The organism is Nitratireductor sp. WH36-1, from assembly GCF_058725515.1.
On the sequence record NZ_CM178970.1, the window covers coordinates 1,368,733 to 1,383,652 of the forward strand.

General features: G+C 62.4%; 14 protein-coding genes and 1 pseudogene. 8 read left to right on the forward strand and 7 right to left on the reverse strand.

What is annotated here, in order from left to right; genetic code table 11:
• Positions 1-165 precede the first annotated feature (165 nt).
• Complete coding sequence (gene soxR, locus AC4PTT_RS06470) at positions 166-723, forward strand: redox-sensitive transcriptional activator SoxR (RefSeq protein WP_492162336.1); 558 nt, start codon at positions 166-168, stop codon at positions 721-723.
• A gap of 134 nt (positions 724-857) precedes the next feature.
• Here the strand turns inward: soxR and AC4PTT_RS06475 are convergent.
• The 5 genes and pseudogenes from AC4PTT_RS06475 to AC4PTT_RS06495 all read right to left on the reverse strand — a co-directional run.
• Positions 858-1,049 (reverse strand): annotated as a pseudogene (locus AC4PTT_RS06475) (TipAS antibiotic-recognition domain-containing protein); the annotation flags it as partial.
• A gap of 114 nt (positions 1,050-1,163) precedes the next feature.
• A complete protein-coding gene (locus tag AC4PTT_RS06480) occupies positions 1,164-1,340 on the reverse strand; it encodes a MerR family transcriptional regulator (RefSeq protein ID WP_492162337.1) in 177 nt (58 codons plus the stop codon).
• Between the two features lie 51 nt (positions 1,341-1,391).
• Positions 1,392-1,922, reverse strand: coding sequence for a GreA/GreB family elongation factor (locus AC4PTT_RS06485; RefSeq protein WP_206544056.1), 531 nt, complete (start codon positions 1,920-1,922; stop codon positions 1,392-1,394).
• 226 nt (positions 1,923-2,148) lie between these two features.
• Positions 2,149-2,556, reverse strand: a complete 408-nt coding sequence (gene rnk, locus AC4PTT_RS06490) for a nucleoside diphosphate kinase regulator (RefSeq protein ID WP_113155855.1) — start codon at positions 2,554-2,556, stop codon at positions 2,149-2,151.
• A 313-nt stretch (positions 2,557-2,869) separates the two neighbouring features.
• Positions 2,870-4,006 (reverse strand): site-2 protease family protein, encoded by a 1,137-nt coding sequence (locus AC4PTT_RS06495; RefSeq protein WP_113155854.1) that lies wholly within the window; start codon positions 4,004-4,006, stop codon positions 2,870-2,872.
• Between the two features lie 107 nt (positions 4,007-4,113).
• Between AC4PTT_RS06495 and AC4PTT_RS06500 the strand changes: the two genes are divergently transcribed.
• From AC4PTT_RS06500 to AC4PTT_RS06515, 4 genes are all read left to right on the forward strand, one after another.
• Positions 4,114-4,881 carry a phosphatase PAP2 family protein gene (locus AC4PTT_RS06500; RefSeq protein ID WP_206544323.1) on the forward strand — a complete coding sequence of 256 codons (768 nt, stop codon included), beginning with the start codon at positions 4,114-4,116 and terminating at the stop codon, positions 4,879-4,881.
• Positions 4,882-5,033: 152 nt separating this feature from the next.
• Positions 5,034-7,223, forward strand: a complete 2,190-nt coding sequence (locus AC4PTT_RS06505) for an anthranilate synthase (RefSeq protein WP_492162338.1) — start codon at positions 5,034-5,036, stop codon at positions 7,221-7,223.
• Positions 7,224-7,293: 70 nt separating this feature from the next.
• Positions 7,294-8,175 (forward strand): cation diffusion facilitator family transporter, encoded by an 882-nt coding sequence (locus tag AC4PTT_RS06510; RefSeq protein ID WP_113155852.1) that lies wholly within the window; start codon positions 7,294-7,296, stop codon positions 8,173-8,175.
• Between the two features lie 109 nt (positions 8,176-8,284).
• Positions 8,285-9,376, forward strand: coding sequence for an AbrB family transcriptional regulator (locus AC4PTT_RS06515; RefSeq protein WP_317090040.1), 1,092 nt, complete (start codon positions 8,285-8,287; stop codon positions 9,374-9,376).
• A gap of 12 nt (positions 9,377-9,388) precedes the next feature.
• On the opposite strand, the gene AC4PTT_RS06520 is transcribed toward AC4PTT_RS06515, so the two are convergent.
• Positions 9,389-10,693, reverse strand: a complete 1,305-nt coding sequence (locus AC4PTT_RS06520) for a serine hydrolase domain-containing protein (protein WP_492162339.1) — start codon at positions 10,691-10,693, stop codon at positions 9,389-9,391.
• Positions 10,690-11,358, reverse strand: coding sequence for a DUF899 domain-containing protein (locus AC4PTT_RS06525; RefSeq protein WP_492162340.1), 669 nt, complete (start codon positions 11,356-11,358; stop codon positions 10,690-10,692). Before AC4PTT_RS06525 ends, AC4PTT_RS06520 begins: the two co-directional genes overlap by 4 nt.
• A 228-nt stretch (positions 11,359-11,586) precedes the next feature.
• Between AC4PTT_RS06525 and AC4PTT_RS06530 the strand changes: the two genes are divergently transcribed.
• The 3 genes from AC4PTT_RS06530 to AC4PTT_RS06540 all read left to right on the forward strand — a co-directional run bounded on the left by AC4PTT_RS06530 (position 11,587) and on the right by AC4PTT_RS06540 (position 14,901).
• The gene (locus AC4PTT_RS06530; RefSeq protein WP_492162341.1) at positions 11,587-12,141 is read left to right on the forward strand and encodes a winged helix-turn-helix transcriptional regulator; all 555 of its coding nucleotides are present in this window, start codon (positions 11,587-11,589) and stop codon (positions 12,139-12,141) included.
• Between the two features lie 247 nt (positions 12,142-12,388).
• Entirely contained in the window at positions 12,389-14,128 is a 1,740-nt protein-coding gene (gene leuA / locus AC4PTT_RS06535; protein ID WP_492162342.1) for a 2-isopropylmalate synthase, read from the forward strand.
• A complete protein-coding gene (locus tag AC4PTT_RS06540; protein WP_492162343.1) occupies positions 14,125-14,901 on the forward strand; it encodes an alpha/beta fold hydrolase in 777 nt (258 codons plus the stop codon). Before leuA ends, AC4PTT_RS06540 begins: the two co-directional genes overlap by 4 nt.
• The last annotated feature ends 19 nt before the right edge of the window (positions 14,902-14,920 follow it).

Consider the following 14,920-nt stretch of genomic DNA (forward strand, 5'->3'; position numbering starts at 1 on the left):
GCATCTGATGCCGGGCCTGCGACCCTGGACCTGCGCCCCCGGACCTGCGACCCCGGATTTGCGCCCCCGGATTTGTCATGCCGGACCGGCAATAACGCGTTTCCTAAAAAGCTTTGTGCCGTATAAAAATTAAGTTCAATTGAGCTTGAGTTTGGAAACCGACCTGTGAGAGCTTCTTGGCTGGAGCTGGAGCTGGAGCTGGAGCTGGAGCTGGAGCTGGAGCTGGAGCTGGAGCTGGAGCTGGAGCTGGAGCTGGTGCTGGAGTTGGAGGAAACCGTCATGGCATCGATGCTCACCATTAATCAGGTATCGCGGCGCAGTGGCGTCGCGGCTTCCGCGCTGCGCTATTACGAAGAGCGGGGGCTGATCGTCTCCGAACGCGCAGGCTCCGGGCACCGGCGCTATCAGCGCGCTGTGCTGCGCCGTGTGGCGTTCATCGTCTTTGCGCAGCGGGTGGGGCTCTCGCTCGATGAGATCCGCGCCGAGCTCGACAAGCTGCCCACCGACCACGTGCCCAAGGGCGATGACTGGGCGCGTCTTTCAGAAAGCTGGACTGAACGCATTGACGAGCGCATTGCAGAGATGGAGCGTCTGAAGCGCGGGCTCACCGAATGCATCTCCTGCGGCTGCCTCTCGCTGGAGACATGCGCGCTGACGAACCCGGCCGACCGGGCAAGCCGGGCCGGGCCGGGGCCGCGATACTGGGTGGGAAGCAGGGGGTAGATCCTGCGTTTGGAGCATCTCCGCTTTTCCCGTGATTGCCCCAGGCTTCCGGCATGCGCCTTGCGCCTTGCGCTGGCGCGCATGGCCGCGGGGAGCCATCTGGAAAAGCCCTTGCCCAGCGTCTGATAGCGCTGGGCGAAGTCGGGGTGGCTCTCGTAGATATCGGCAAGACCTGCATAGGCGGTCGGCGTGGAGGGCCTGTTCCACATGTCTGAAACCCACGCCCGCTGCCCCTTGAGCGCGGTGTCGAGAGCGCGTGGCTCGGGAACCGTGCTGTCCTGCATTGCCTTGACGAGGCTGGCTTCGATCCCGGCCAGATCCCGCATACGTGTTGCTATCTGCCGGTCATCGAACCTGTTTCCCGACGAATTCCTTGCAGCGCCGTCAGGCCATCGAATTGGGGATCGTCGAGAATGGCGCCGATCTTATCGAGCGGCAGTTCAAACGCGGTAGAGGAGGATGTGCTGCGTGCGCAGCAGCTCCTCCTCACCGTAATGGCGATAGCGGTTTTCGCCGACGCGTGCGGGGACAAGAAAGCCGATCTCGTCATAATGGTGAAGCGCCCGCACCGAGATGCCGGCAAGCCTCGACAGTTCACTGACCGTCCATTCTTTCATCACACGCGCCTCCGCAGGACGGGAGAGATAATCCCTCACGCTGCGTGAGGGTCAAGCGGCGCTCGGACCGGGATCGTCATCACCGCCCGGTGCGATGAATGTGGGTTGCGCCATCGCCGGCGCTTCTGCGCTGTGAACGAGCCGCAGGGCAGGCCGTGGCTGCGATGAAGCGCCCATCTTTCGCCGTGCGGACTCGGGCTGATAGACCACCTCTTCCAGCGTGATGCGGTCGGGCGTGTCCGCGCCTTCGTGGGGCAGGACGAGCGTATCGCCCGCTGAAAGGCCGAGCAGCGCCAGACCGCGCAGGGTGGTGAGGGGCAGCGTCAGGCCGACGAAGCCCTGCAGCTCCTCGTGGCTGATGATGCGGGACTGTGGTGCTTCGTCGTTGATGCGGTAGCGCACGCGGCTGTTGAGCGTGGTCACATTCGCCGGCACGTCTTCGCGAAAGATGACCGTTGCTCCGTCAAGCTTGGCGCGCAGAAGCGTGGCGTAGGCTTCGCTGAACCTGTGCCTGCGCTCCTGCAGGAATTCGAGGATGGTGAAATCCTTGGTGGTGAGGATGCAACCCTGTCTGGTCCACATGGCGATCTCCAACGCGGTTCCCGCGCTTCGTGACGGGAGACCGCGAACAAACAAACCCGCGCGGCCTCACTGCGGCTGCGCAGACTGAATATCGGTCGAGCGGCCCCCCTGCGCCGAAAGGCTGTGGCGCAGGGGCTAGGCTCCCGTCAGGAGATGTCCCGTGAAGAAACGGTGATGTGGACCAGTCATTTTTCCAACCAGGGGTCGCCAACTCGGGGCTGGTGGCTCAGGCGGTTTTTTCTTCCTGCGTCACGCGCACCACCGTCAGCTTGTGGGTCTGGCCGGTGCGTGCGGACCAGTTGATCGACTGGCCTTCCTTGAGGCCGATAAGCGCAGTGCCCACCGGCGTGGTGATGGAAATGCGGCCCTTCTCGATGTCGGCATCGCCGGGATAGACCAGCGTCACGGTCTTTTCGGGGCCTTCGTCGGCTGTGTAGACGACGGTGGAACCCATGCGCACGACGGTGGCGGCGAGCGATCCGTCGCGCACGACGCGCGCCCGGTCGAGTTCGGCCATCATGGTTTCCGACACCTCGGGATTCCGATCTTCCAGCGCTTCGGCGAGGCCGGTGAGGCGATCATAGTCGGTCTGGGAAATCGTGATGCTCGGCTTGCGCCCTGTCTTCTGCTGCATTGGCTTGTCCATGCGAATAGTGCGGTCACGCAACTCCTGTGCGTGCCGGTCAGGCTTCGACTGTAGTTCGAATTTTTAAGTGATGCGCCCTGAGTTTCGTTCCGCCGTTCAAACTCGATCTATCGATCGGAAGACGGAAACGCGCCCCTCGGTTCGGAGGCGCACAGCACCGAACCGGGGGTCAATATCCCGCAATGGGACATACCCGGAAAAGAACGGAGATGTGCTTTCGGTTCGTGCTCATACGTTAAACGTGGTGCGCAGACGGGGCGATGTCAAGGCAGTTTCGGTAAATGCATCATGCGGTGACATGTTATGCCCGGTCTTGCATGTTGCGCCTGTTTCGCTTCCGCAGGGCGGCAAAGCGAAAGCCCTCGGGCATTGCCGCGCGCACCATGATCATTTCGCCGATGGTTTCATGGGTGATGAGGCCTGCAAGCCTTTCATGACTGTCCAGAACGGCCACGGCGGGAGCCTGTGTTTCCTGCATCAGGCGCACGCCCTCGGTCAGGCTCTGCTGTTTGTGGATGGTGGGAAGGCCGGCCCGCATGGCGCTTGCGGCTGGGGCGTCCGGCCCCGCATCCCGCAGCACGCGGATCATGTCGTTACGGGTTATCAGCCCTTCCAGATGGCCCTGTGCATCCACCACGGGGAACTCGTTCTGTGTGGTGGCGAGCAGAAGGTCGATGGCTTCGCCGATGCTGGCCGAGCGGCTCAGCGTGGCGAATTTCGTGACCATCACGTCGCCCGCCAGAACGCTGTTGGCCACGCTCTTGATCTGGGCGTTCTGGGCCTCTGCCGAGGCCGCCAGATAGACGAAGATGGCGATAAAGATGAGGAGCGGGTTGTAGAGCAGCCCCAGAAAACCGAACAGGAAGGCAAGGCCCTGTCCGATATTGGCGGCGATCTGTGTCGCTTTGGCCCAGCTCAGCCGGGTTGCCAGAAGCGCGCGCAGCACGCGACCGCCATCCATGGGGAAGGCGGGAATGAGGTTGAACAGGACGAGAAAGATGTTCACGCCGGCCAGCCGTACGAGAAAATCGGCGCGCGGATCTTCCACCTGAAGCATCTGCTCGATGCCGGCTGTGCCGCCAAGTGCAAAGATGATGAGCGCGGCAATGACCACATTCACCATCGGGCCGGCGATGGCGATCACGAGCTCCTGCCGGGGTTCTTCCGGCATGCGCTCCAGCCGCGCCAGCCCACCGATGGGCAGAAGCGTTATGTCCGGTGTCTTGATGCCGTAATGGCGCGCGGCGAGCGCATGGCCGAATTCATGAAGCACCACGCAGGCGAACACCGCGACGATGAAGGCGACGCCTTCCCATGCGGCTGCCGTTCCACCGATCTGGTAGTGCATGAACCAGATCCAGACCAGCAGCAGGAAGAAGGTGACATGCACCCTGAGCACTGTGCCACCGATTTTTCCGATGTTGAAAGACCAGCCCATGAACGTCGCTCCAGTTGGCAACAACCGTATATACCTTATTTAGGTGACAATCATCGTGTTGGCATCGAGCCATTGCAGGATCATCTGTTTGAGAGAGTTGAGTGGGTATGACGGTTGAGACGGAAGGCTTCCTTCAGCGGGTTTCGCGCAGGCGCAGGGCACTGGCTCCGGCGCTGCTCCTTCTGGTTCTGACGGTCGGTTCCTTTGTGTTTCTCGCCATCGCCGATGAAGTGGCCGAGGGCGAGATAAAGGCGTTCGATGAGCGGGTGCTGCTTTCGATGCGCACTGCCGCAGATCCGGGCGATCCAATCGGGCCGCCATGGCTCGAGGAGACCGCGCTGGAGATCACCGCCATCGGCGGCTATCCGGTCATCATCATTTCGCTTCTCGTGGTGACGGGGCTTCTGGTGGTGACGCGGCGCTATGGCGCGGCATTCTACGCCCTCTTTTCCGTGGGCTCCGGTGCGCTCGTCTCTTACCTGCTCAAGCACTATTACGAGCGGCCGCGACCTGACATCGTGGAGCATCTGGATGTGATCCACACGGCAAGTTTTCCAAGCGGTCACGCCACCGTCACCACGGTGGCCTATCTGACGCTTGCGGCCCTCGTTATCCGCTTCTTCCCCGACTGGCGCGTCAGGCTCTATGTGCTGGCGGTTGCGGTGTTCGTTTCGTTCATCGTCGGCGTCAGCCGCGTCTATCTTGGCGTTCACTGGCCAAGCGACGTTGCCGCGGGCTGGGCGCTTGGTGCTGCCTGGGCGAGCTTCACCTGGCTCTGCCTCAGCTTGCTGGCGGTTTATCGCGGCAAAAGGCTTGCGAATGGCGCGGGAAACCAGTTGCGCGAGAGCCCGGCGGACGCTATGGAAAAGCCATGACAACGATTTCTTGCGCAAATCTCTGGTGGTGGGTTCGCTAACAGCGGCCAACCGTGCAGTGTGCGCGTAAAGAAAGACCATGGCCGCAGGTGAAAACCGGGCGGCCATTTTTGTCTGCGCTTCCCGGCGATGCCTGAAAAAGGGAGCATATGATGAGCCTGGAAGTTCTGGAAAATGGCGCCGAGCGTTTTGCGACGGCGGGCGGCGTCACCATCACGCGAAGCCGTGTGGAGACCGCCTATGCGGGCGCCATCGATGCCTATATCGATGCGCTGGACGAGCGCCGTGGCGCGGTCTTTTCCTCGAATTACGAATATCCGGGCCGCTACACGCGCTGGGACACGGCCATCATCGACCCGCCGCTGGTGATCTCGGCGCGTGGGCGCGAGATGAAGATCGAGGCGCTGAACGCGCGCGGCAAGGTGCTGCTGCCGATCATCGCCGATGTGGTTGCCGCACTGGATCCGGTGACGGTGCGCGAGCGTGACGAAATGCGCCTTGCCCTGACGGTGGCCGAGCCTGACCGCGTGTTTTCCGAGGAAGAGCGTTCGCGCGCGCCGACGGTTTTCACCGTTCTGCGGGCGATCACCGCACTCTTCCATTCCGATCAGGATTCCAATCTCGGCCTTTATGGCGCGTTCGGCTATGACCTCGCCTTTCAGTTCGACCCGATCAAGCAGACCCTGAACCGGCCGGAGAGCCAGCGCGATCTGGTGCTTTACCTGCCGGACGAAATCCTCGTGGTCGACCACCATGCGGCGAAGGCCTGGCATGATCGTTACGACTATGCGGGCGAAGGGTTTTCAACCGAGGGCCTGCCGCGTGAGGGCGCGCGCGAGACATTCAAACCAGCAGCGGAAGCGCCGCCGCGTGGCGATCACACGCCCGGCGAATATGCGCGTCTTGTCGAGAAGGCCAAGCACAGCTTCCATCGCGGCGACCTCTTTGAGGTGGTGCCCGGCCAGATGTTCATGGAGCGCGTCGAGCGCCGTCCTTCAGAGATTTCGCGCCGGCTGAAGCAGATCAACCCGTCGCCCTATTCCTTCTTCATCAATCTGGGCGAGCAGGAATTTCTGATCGGCGCATCGCCGGAGATGTTCGTTCGGGTCAATGGCCGGCGGGTCGAGACCTGCCCGATCTCCGGCACCATCAAGCGCGGCGATGACGCCATTGCCGATGCCGAACAGATCATCAAGCTTCTGAACTCCAAGAAGGACGAGTCCGAACTGACCATGTGTTCGGATGTCGACCGCAACGACAAGAGCCGCGTCTGCGAGCCGGGTTCGGTGCGTGTCATCGGTCGCCGTCAGATCGAGATGTATTCGCGCCTCATCCACACGGTCGATCACATTGAGGGCAGGCTGCGCGAGGGCATGGATGCATTCGATGCGTTTCTGAGCCATGCCTGGGCCGTGACCGTGACCGGCGCGCCGAAACTGTGGGCGATGCGCTTCATCGAGGAAAACGAGAAGAGCCCGCGCGCCTGGTATGGCGGGGCCATCGGCATGGTGCATTTCAATGGCGACATGAACACCGGCCTGACGCTGCGCACGATCCGCATCAAGGATGGTGTGGCGGAGGTGCGGGCAGGGGCCACGCTTCTCTTCGATTCCGATCCGCAGGAGGAAGAGGCCGAAACGGAACTCAAGGCGTCGGCCATGCTGTCGGCGATCCGCGATGCCGGGAAGACCAATATGGAAAACGAGATGCGCACGACTGCCCGTGTCGGTGAGGGCGTGAAGATCCTGCTTGTCGATCACGAGGACTCCTTCGTGCATACGCTTGCCAACTATTTCCGCCAGACGGGCGCGGATGTGGTGACGGTGCGCTCGCCCGTTGCCGATGATGTGTTCGACCGGGTGGAGCCGGATCTGGTCGTGCTCTCGCCGGGGCCGGGACGTCCGGAAGATTTCAACTGCAGCGCCACCATTGCCAAATGCCGTGCGCGCGGGCTGCCGGTCTTTGGCGTCTGTCTTGGCCTGCAGGCACTGGTGGAAGCCTATGGCGGTGAGCTGCGACAGCTTGCCGAGCCGATGCATGGCAAGCCTTCGCGCATCCGCGTCAGCAGCAACAGCCTGGTCTTCTCGGGTCTGCCTGCGGAAGTGACAGTCGGGCGTTATCACTCGATCTTTGCCGATCCGGCGCGTCTGCCCGCCAGCTTCACCATCACGGCCGAAACGGATGACGGTGTCGTGATGGGCATCGAACATGAGGATGAGCCGGTTGCAGCCGTGCAATTCCATCCCGAATCGATCATGACGCTCGGACAGAATGCCGGCATGCGCATGATCGAGAATGTGGTGGCGCATCTGCCGCGAAAGGCGCGGGTGAAAGCAGCCTGACACATTCGGCATGTAATGCCCTGTGAAGGTCCTGCCCGGTCGGGCAGGACATCGATTGAAAGGAACCACCATGCCGTCCAACGGTGATCTTCAGCGTATTGCCCTGTGGTCCATCGTGGTGGCGTTCGGCATTTTCGGGCTGAAACTGTCGGCGTGGTGGCTGACCGATTCCGTGGCGCTGTTTTCCGACGCGATGGAATCGGTGGTCAATGTGGTGGCCTCCTTCGTCGCCTGGTATGCGCTGCGCATCGCGCACCGCCCCGCAGACGACAATCACCCCTTCGGTCATCACAAGGCGGAGTATTTCTCCGCCGTTCTCGAAGGCGTTCTGATCGTTGTTGCAGCGCTTCTGATCATCCACGAGGCATGGACCGCACTGTTTGCGCCGCGTGCGCTGGAAGCGCCGGTGGCCGGCCTTCTGGTGAATGCGCTGGCAGCGGTGGGCAACGGTCTCTGGGCGTGGCTCCTCATTTCGACCGGGCGCAAGGCCCGTTCGCCGGCCATGGTTGCCGATGGCAAGCATCTGTGGACGGACGTCGTCACCTCTGCGGGTGTCATCTTCGGTCTGGTTCTGGCGGTGGTGACCGGGTGGCTGTGGCTCGATCCGGTGATGGCGCTGATCGTTGCAGTCAACATTCTGTGGCACGGCTGGCATCTGGTGGGGGATTCCGTGCAGGGGCTCATGGACGTGTCTGTGGAGCCTGAGGAACTGGCTGAAATTCACCGGGTCGTTGAAGAAAACAGTGTCGGTGCGCTCGAATTTCATGACCTGAAAACCCGCGAGGCAGGCCGCGCCCGCTTCATCGAGTTCCATCTCGTCGTGCCGTCCGACATGACGGTTGAAGTCGCGCACCACATTTGTGACCGCATCGAGGGCGCGCTTGAAAAATCGCAGCCGGGCGCTGAAGTCACCATCCATGTGGAGCCCGCGCACAAGGCGAAATTCGCCTGATCCCAAAAGGGTAAATGGGGCGGCCATCCGCGTGTCCGCGTCTGGCTCATTTCCCTCAGCCCGGCAATCCTGTATGCCGTGATGGCAAGAATTCAGGACGCATGGTTTGATGGACACCGCACCGCAGGCAACTTTCCAGGGCCCTCTTACCCGGCTGACGCCTGCTCTGCAGTGGCTCTTTCTGGTGTGCCTCACGGCGGTGTTTGCCGGCGTGATGCTCTATGGAACCATGCCGGCGGCGCTGCTCATCGGGCCGATGCTGGCGGCGGTGACAACGGGGGCGCTTGGCGCGGGCATTCGCGTTCCGGGGCTGGTTTTCGCCGCCGCGCAGACGCTGGTCGGGCTTCTGATCGGTGGTTCGCTGGAGCCGGCCATTCTCGCTTCCTTCGTTGATATCTGGCCGATCCTTCTGATTGCCGTCGTGGCGACGGTAGGGGCGAGCAGCTTTCTGGGTTTTATCGTCAGCCGCTGGAAGATCCTGCCCGGCACCACGGCGGTCTGGGGCTCCGCGCCCGGTGCGGCCACGGCGATGGTGCTGATGGCCGGCGCGTTTGGCGCGGATGCGCGGCTTGTGGCCTTCATGCAGTATCTCCGGGTGATCTTCGTCACTGTGGCCGCCGCCGTCATCGCCAGACTGTGGGTGGACACGTCAGGCGTTGAGGTTCCCGCGACCGTCTGGTTCCCGTCCATCGAGTTCAATGCCTTTGCCATCACGCTGGCAACCGCCATGGTGGGCGGGGCGTTCGGGCGATTGGTGCGCCTGCCTGCACCGTTCTTTCTCGGAGGCATGCTGGCCGGTGCGGTGGTGCATCTGGGCGGCGGGCTGACGCTGGAGCTTCCGCCATGGCTGATGGGCGGCGCTTACATGATGGTCGGCTGGACCATCGGCCTGAAATTCGACCGGGCGCTTCTGCGCACCGCCTTCAAGGCGCTGCCGCAGGTGGTGATATCGATCGTGGCGCTGATGGCCTTCTGCGGCGCGCTTGCCTGGTTCCTGCATGTGGAATGGGGCATCGACCCGCTGACCGCCTATCTGGCGACGAGCCCCGGTGGCATGGATTCGGTCGCCATCATCGCGGCTGCCGCCTCCCAGAACGTCAATCTGTCCTTCATCATGGCTGTGCAGATGGCGCGTTTTCTCTTTGTGCTTCTGGCCGGTCCGCCCATCAGCCGCATGGTGGCGCGCTGGGCCGGTGGTTAGGGCACCGCACCGTCAGGCAGCAATGGCCAGATGGGCCTGTGTCCAGAAATCCATATAGGTCCGGGGTGGCTCGGGCGATGTCATCATGTTCTGGCTCAAGAACACGCCCACCAGCCCGTTCTGCGGATCGGTATAGGCGGTGGTGCCGAACCCGCCATTCCAGCCGAAACTGCCCGGTGTGAGCCAGGGACGCGTTGTCCCTAGGCCGACGGACATGCCAAGCCCCCATCCTGCGCCGCCTTCATCCATGAACATCGTCGCGTGCGGGGCCGTCTTTTGCCCGGGCGTCAGTTGATCGCGCGTCATTTCGGCCACCGTCTCGGCCTTCAGATAGCGTCTGCCGTCCAGCGTCCCGCCATGAAGCATCATGCGGCAGAAGGCGGCGTAATCATCCACCGTCGTCACCAGACCGCCTGCGCCGGAATCCATGGGCGGCGGATTGGTGAAGTCCACGCCCTGTTCCGGCCCGAAGACGATAAGCTCCGCTCCGCCATTGGCAAAATCCGGGCCATACTGGTTCGGCAGCCGGTCCTGCTTCTCTGCGGGGACATGAAAGCCCGTGTCCTTCATGCCAAGCGGATCGAGCAGGCGCTCGCGCATGACAGCGCCGAGCCGCTGCCCCGTTGCGCGCTCGATCAGGATGCCGGCCACATCGAGCCCGTTGTTGTAGAAGAAATCCTCGCCGGGGTGCGCTGCCAGCGGCAGGGCTCCCAGCTTCTCCATGTAGTCGTCGGACGACATTTTCGGCAGCACCCAGCTCGGCGCGATGCCGGCTTCGCGCATGGCTTTCTGGATCGGGTATGCGTCCGGAAACACCATGATCGCGCCAAGCCCGAAGGTCATGGTCAGGAGCTGGCGCAGCGTCACGGGGCCGTTTGCGGGAACCGTGTCATCCAGTGGTCCATCAAGGCGTTTCAGAACCCGGCGGTCGGCAAGCTCCGGCAAGAGGTCATCGACGGGACCATCAAGCGTCAGCACGCCATCCTCCACCAGCATCATGGCCAGCGCCGCCGTGACCGGCTTCGTGATCGAGGCAACGCGGAAGATCGTGTCGCGGGCCATGGGTGCGCCTTCGCCGTTCAGCGCAAACGTGCCGGCAGTGCCGACATGATCCACACCATCGTGATGGATCAGCCATGTCGCGCCGGCCATGCGGCCTTCGGCGACATGCGCTTCCATGGTGTCTTTCAGCGTTTCCAGTGCCTTTGGGGAAAGCGTGTTCATGGCGGTCGCCCTGTTGCTGATGGCGGAAGAAAAGGCCAGTGCCGCACCGCCGGTCATCAGCCGGCGGCGGGAAAGCGAGGGGGCTTCGGTCATCCCGTCGTCTCCGCATCATATTCATCGTGCAGCCGCCACCATTGATAGGGTGCCGTCTGGGAGATGCCTTCGGGCGCGTCTTCCCAGCTTTCCTGACGTCCGAGGGGCGTGAGGTCGAGAAATGTCCAGTTGCTGCCCAGCGCCTCGACACCGCGCCCGCTGGTGAAATAGGTGTGAAACACCGTGTCGCCTTCGTGGATGAAGACGTTGAGGCCGAAGCCGCCTGTAACACCGAAATCCTCGTTGAAGGTGCTGTCTTCCACGGAATACCAGCGCTGTGGCCAGCCCATGCGCCTGCGAAAGGCTTCGATCTCGCTGACGGGCGCACCGGAGACCAGCGCCAGTGTCGTGTCACGGGCGTTCAGATGGGCGGCGTGGCCGAGATTGTCGACGAACATGCAGCAGCCGGCGCATGGCGAAGGATCAGCTGGCCTGAGCATGTGGTGATAGACGATCAGTTGGCGGCGTCCCTCGAACAGATCGTTGAGCGTCAGCGCGCCTTCCGGGCTTTTGAAGGCATAGTCCTTATCGACACGGACCCATGGCAGGCGACGCCGCTCGGCAGCCAGGGCATCATGGGCGCGGGTGAGCGCCTTTTCCTTTTCAAGCAGCGCTGCGCGCGCTTTCTGCCAGTCTTCCCGCGATGCGATTTCTGGGGCGGTCATTGTGGTTTCCTCCTCGCTTCCTTGCATGTTCGAGCGCGGTATCGCGCTCGCGGTCAGGGATAAGACGCAGACGGGTTCCTCCGATCCGACATGCGGTGGCAGAAAATCCGGGGCGATTTTCCTCCGGGCTGCCATTCCCTGTCGATGTTCAAAGACTGATTAAGTTTTGCAACTGGTTGCGAATGAGTCAACCCGGTGGCATCTTGCAATCAGATTCTGGAGGGCAGATTGAACGAGACCCGGAAGACCGCCGCACCGCATCGCTCGGGCTGCCCCATCAACCTCACGCTTGAGGTGCTGGGTGACAAATGGAGCCTGATCGTGGTGCGCGACATGATGTTCGGCGACCGCCGCCATTTCCGCGAACTGCTGACCGGTTCGGAGGAGGGGATTGCCTCCAACATTCTCGCCGACAGGCTGCGCAGGCTTCTGGCGGAGGGCCTTGTCTCGAAGGCGGATGATCCGAGCCACAAGCAGAAGTCGATTTACAGCCTGACCGAGAAGGGCATCGAACTGGTTCCGGTCTTCGCCATGATTGGCGCATGGGGCAGCAAATGGCTGCCGGTGAGCGAGGAGCTGTCGATCCGCGCGAAGCTTTTGGCGGAAGGCGGGCCATCGCTTTGGGATGCGTTCATGGAGGAATTGCGCGAAATGCATCTGGGCTTGGCTTCCGCGCAAAATGCCGGCGAACCGGGGGTGCGCATGCGTTTGCAGGCGGCTTATGAAGAGGTGCTGGCGCGCAAGGCGCCCACCGCACTTGCAAGCCGCGCCGGCGTCGTTTAATGAAGCTCCCATGATCACGCGTCAGACAGATATCTTGTCCAGTCGCGCCGCTTTCGTCGGCGAGACCGTTCGCGCGCTATTTTCCAGCCTCCTTCTTCTTGGCCTTATCGGCGATCGCCGGGTCCGTTGAAGGAGCGCCCGGCGATCGATGTCGCCGCCTGGCATCAGCTCTTTCTCCAAAACCGCGATTTGTTGTTGACAGGCCCGCCGTGCCGAGCGCACGCAACCGGTGCCGGGAGAAAATGGAATGGACGCGCATACAATGACTGACATGGCAGAAAACCGAGTACAGGGTGAAGCAACCGCACAGGGCCGCAAGGGCATGGCGGATGCTTCGATCAAATATCAGCCCTATCCGCAGATCGACCTCGCAGACCGTACCTGGCCCTCCAGGCGCATTGAAAAGGCTCCGATCTGGTGCTCCGTCGATCTGCGTGACGGCAATCAGGCCCTGGTCGACCCGATGGGGCATGACCGCAAGGCGCGCATGTTCAAGCTGCTGGTGGACATGGGCTTCAAGGAAATCGAGGTGGGCTTTCCATCTGCCTCGCAGACCGATTTCGACTTCGCCCGCTGGTGCATCGAGGAAGCCGGCGTGCCGGACGATGTTTCGCTGCAGGTGCTGGTGCAGTGCCGTCCCGAACTGATCACGCGCACCTTCGAGGCGTTGCAGGGCGCGAAGCACCCGATCGTCCATTTCTACAACTCCACCAGTGAGTTGCAGCGCCGTGTCGTGTTCGGCAAGGATGTTGCCGGTATCAAGCAGATCGCCACGGACGCAGCCAAGATGGTCATGGACATGGCTGCCAAGGCCGGCGGTGGATACCGCTTCCAGTATTCGCCGGAGAGCTTTACCGGCACCGAGCTGGGTGTGGCTCTGGAGATCTGTAACGCTGTCATCGAGATCATTGATCCGACGCCCGACAACAAGCTGATCGTCAATCTGCCGTCGACCGTCGAAATGTCGACGCCGAACATCTATGCCGACCAGATCGAATGGATGTGCCGCAATCTCGACCGGCGCGACAGCCTGCTGATTTCGCTGCACCCGCACAATGACCGTGGCACGGGCATTGCAGCCACGGAGCTGGGCCTGATGGCCGGCGCTGATCGCGTCGAGGGCACGCTGTTCGGCAATGGCGAGCGCACCGGCAATGTGGATGTCGTGACGCTGGCGCTGAACATGTACACGCAGGGCGTCGATCCCGAGCTGGACTGCACGGACATCAACCGCATGAAGGATGTCTACGAATACTGCAACCAGCTGGTCATTCCCGAACGTCACCCCTATGTCGGTGAGTTGGTCTACACCGCCTTCTCCGGCTCGCATCAGGACGCGATCAACAAGGGCATGAAGGCCATCAAGACGGCCAACAAGCCGCTGTGGGAAGTGCCTTACCTGCCCATCGATCCGCAGGATGTTGGCCGCTCCTACGAGGCGATCATCCGCATCAACTCGCAGTCGGGCAAGGGCGGCATCGCCTATGTTCTGCAGGCCGATTACGGCCTGAACCTGCCGCGCAATCTGCAGGTCGAGTTCCGTGGCGACATTCAGGACATTACCGACCGTGAAGGCAAGGAACTGCCGGTCAAGCAGATCTATGAGCGCTTCATGGAGCTCTATGTCGACCAGCCGGACGCGCGCATCAAGTTTGTCGATCACCAGACCTTCCCCGACACTTCGGTCAAGGGACAGCGCATTGTCGAGGCGACGATCACCGATGGCGGCAAGGAAACCGTGATCAAGGGCGTGGGCACCGGCCCGGTCGATGGTTTCATCGACGCGCTCTCCAAGCATCTGGGCGTGGACATGTCGGTCATCGACTATTCCGAGCATTCCATGCAGCAGGGCTCCAATGCGGCGGCCATCTGCTACATGGAAGTCCAGCATCCGGGCGGCAAACTGTTTGGCGTGGGCGTGAACACCAACATCGTCGCGGCATCGCTCGAAGCGGTGGTTTCGGCGGCCAACCGGATCATCGGTTGACGGGCGCGCTTTACGCTGACGATACGGGCGAGGGCGAATGCGCCCTCGTTCTGCTGCATGGCTTTGCCGGCAGCCACCGGGTCTGGGAGGGTGTGCGCAAGGCGCTGCCCAAGGCGCTTCCCAAGGGCCTTCGCATTATCGCTTATGATCTGCCGGGCCATGCCCGTTCGCTTGGCCTGCCGGGCGCCGGCAGGGCCAAGTCCGTGGCGCAGATGGTTGTCGACGATCTCGCTGCGCGGGGCATTGCCCGATATCACCTGGCCGGCCACTCCTTCGGCGGAGCGGTCGCCGTTCTTGCCGCCCATCTTGCGCCCCGGTCCGTCGCCTCACTGGCGCTGATTGCGCCGGGTGGGTTTGGCCCGGAGATTGCCGGAGACCTGATGACGGCGCGCGCCCATGCACGCACTGACGATGAAATCACCGCTGCCGTTCAGGCAATGTTCGGAGCGCAGGCGCAGGTTGAGAGCGGCGTCGTGGACGCTGCGGTTGAACTCAATTCTGTTCCGGGGCAACGCGAGAAGCTCATCGAGATCAGTTCTCTCATCGTGCGCAATGGGGAGCAGGGAGCCTTCCCGCGCGCCATGCTGGAGGCGCTTGCCATGCCCGTTCACGTGGCGTGGGGTTCGCGCGATGCGGTGCTGCCGCCGCATCAGGCCGACGGGTTGCCGGGGAGCTTCATCGTGCATCGGTTGCCGGGGCTTGGCCACATGCTGCCCGAGGAGGCTCCGGCCGAGATTGCGCGCATCATCGCTGAAAGCACTGGCGCAGTCTGATCAGGATATTCGGCTTTCC

Excerpts from the sequence above, each read along its gene's own strand:
- AC4PTT_RS06480 (WP_492162337.1), bottom strand. The coding sequence starts at position 1,340 with ATGAAAGAATGGACGGTCAGTGAACTGTCGAGGCTTGCCGGCATCTCG.
- AC4PTT_RS06485 (WP_206544056.1), bottom strand. The coding sequence starts at position 1,922 with ATGTGGACCAGACAGGGTTGCATCCTCACCACCAAGGATTTCACCATC.
- rnk (WP_113155855.1), bottom strand. The coding sequence starts at position 2,556 with ATGCAGCAGAAGACAGGGCGCAAGCCGAGCATCACGATTTCCCAGACC.
- AC4PTT_RS06495 (WP_113155854.1), bottom strand. The coding sequence starts at position 4,006 with ATGGGCTGGTCTTTCAACATCGGAAAAATCGGTGGCACAGTGCTCAGG.
- AC4PTT_RS06500 (WP_206544323.1), top strand. The coding sequence starts at position 4,114 with ATGACGGTTGAGACGGAAGGCTTCCTTCAGCGGGTTTCGCGCAGGCGC.
- AC4PTT_RS06505 (WP_492162338.1), top strand. The coding sequence starts at position 5,034 with ATGAGCCTGGAAGTTCTGGAAAATGGCGCCGAGCGTTTTGCGACGGCG.
- AC4PTT_RS06510 (WP_113155852.1), top strand. The coding sequence starts at position 7,294 with ATGCCGTCCAACGGTGATCTTCAGCGTATTGCCCTGTGGTCCATCGTG.
- AC4PTT_RS06515 (WP_317090040.1), top strand. The coding sequence starts at position 8,285 with ATGGACACCGCACCGCAGGCAACTTTCCAGGGCCCTCTTACCCGGCTG.
- AC4PTT_RS06520 (WP_492162339.1), bottom strand. The coding sequence starts at position 10,693 with ATGACCGAAGCCCCCTCGCTTTCCCGCCGCCGGCTGATGACCGGCGGT.
- AC4PTT_RS06525 (WP_492162340.1), bottom strand. The coding sequence starts at position 11,358 with ATGACCGCCCCAGAAATCGCATCGCGGGAAGACTGGCAGAAAGCGCGC.
- leuA (WP_492162342.1), top strand. The coding sequence starts at position 12,389 with ATGGACGCGCATACAATGACTGACATGGCAGAAAACCGAGTACAGGGT.